This window comes from Mesorhizobium sp. M0037 (genome assembly GCF_040323635.1).
Classification (GTDB): domain Bacteria; phylum Pseudomonadota; class Alphaproteobacteria; order Rhizobiales; family Rhizobiaceae; genus Mesorhizobium.
On record NZ_JAMYVB010000052.1, the window covers coordinates 1 to 1,274 of the forward strand.

The 1,274-nt window shown below is 65.3% G+C and carries 1 protein-coding gene; it reads left to right on the forward strand.

Translation table 11 applies throughout. The features are described 5' to 3' along the window. Window positions 1–148: 148 nt before the first annotated feature. Window positions 149–1,192, forward strand: a complete 1,044-nt coding sequence (gene holA / locus NKJ78_RS30745) for a DNA polymerase III subunit delta (RefSeq protein ID WP_023750940.1) — start codon at window positions 149–151, stop codon at window positions 1,190–1,192. The last annotated feature ends 82 nt before the right edge of the window (window positions 1,193–1,274 follow it).

Consider the following 1,274-nt stretch of genomic DNA (forward strand, 5'->3'; position numbering starts at 1 on the left):
CTTGGCGCTGCGGCGGACGCATAGGGGGAGAGAAGTGTCACCTATGTATCCGGTTCAAAGTGTTACCCATCTATCGGCTGGACACAATAGGGTCTCGAACTCTCTGGAGAACGTTCACTCCGCCCTCTCCCCATGCTAACCACCGCTAATGGCGCAGAAAAAAGGATACGAAGTCGATTCGTGGCTGGCGAAGCCTGACGCGCGCATATCGATCGTCCTGCTTTACGGACCCGACCGCGGCTTGGTCGCCGAGCGGGCCAAAGCCTTTGCCGCGAAAACCGGCCTGTCGCTCGACGATCCGTTCTCCGTCGTCCGGCTCGACGGCGCGGAGGTCGATCGCGACCAGGGCCGGCTGCTGGACGAAGCCCGCACCGTGCCGATGTTCTCCGACCGGCGGCTTCTGTGGGTGCGCAACGCCAGCGGCCAGAAGCCGCTGGCTGAGGACGTCAAGGCGCTGACCGCGGAGCCCGCGCGCGACGCGATCATTCTCATCGAGGCCGGCGACCTGAAAAAAGGCGTCGGGCTGCGCGCCGTGGTCGAGGCGGCCGACAACGCCATGGCGCTGCCATGCTATGCCGATGAAGCGCGCGACATCGACAGCGTCATCGACGACGAGTTGCGCAAGGCCGGCATGTCGATGGCGCTCGACGCACGCCAGGCGCTGCGCCGCAATCTCGGCGGCGACCGGTTGGCCTCACGCGGTGAGATCGAAAAACTGGTGCTTTATGCCCACGGCCAGAAGGACATCAGCCTCGACGACGTAAGGGCGATGTCCGGCGACGTCTCCGGCGCCTCCTTCGACGACGCGGTCGATGCTGTGCTGGAGGGCAGGATCGGTGACTTCGACACCGCCTTCACCCGCCACTGCCTGTCCGGCGGCCATCCTTTCCTGGTACTGTCCTCGGCGATGCGGCAGCTGCAGCAGCTTCAGGTCATGCGCGGCCAGATGGACACCGCCGGCCGCAACGCCGCCTCGGCAGTGGCCGGCGCCCGTCCGCCGGTGTTTTTCTCGCGGCGCAAGCTGGTGGAGAAGGCGCTGGAGCGCTGGAACGTCGAGGCGCTCAGCCGCGCGCTGAACCGGCTGCAATCGGCCGTGCTGCAGACTAGGCGCAGGCCGGATTTGTCGGAAGCGCTGGCGCGGCAGGCGCTGCTCGGCATTGCGGTGGAGAGCGCGAGGCTGGCGCAGCGGTGATCTCCCCCCTTGAGGGACTGTTGCAAAATTGGGTGGATGTGATTCCCTGTTTTTGAAACGGGGATTTTGCGATGACGACAAA

Excerpts from the sequence above, each read along its gene's own strand:
- holA (WP_023750940.1), top strand. The coding sequence starts at position 149 with ATGGCGCAGAAAAAAGGATACGAAGTCGATTCGTGGCTGGCGAAGCCT.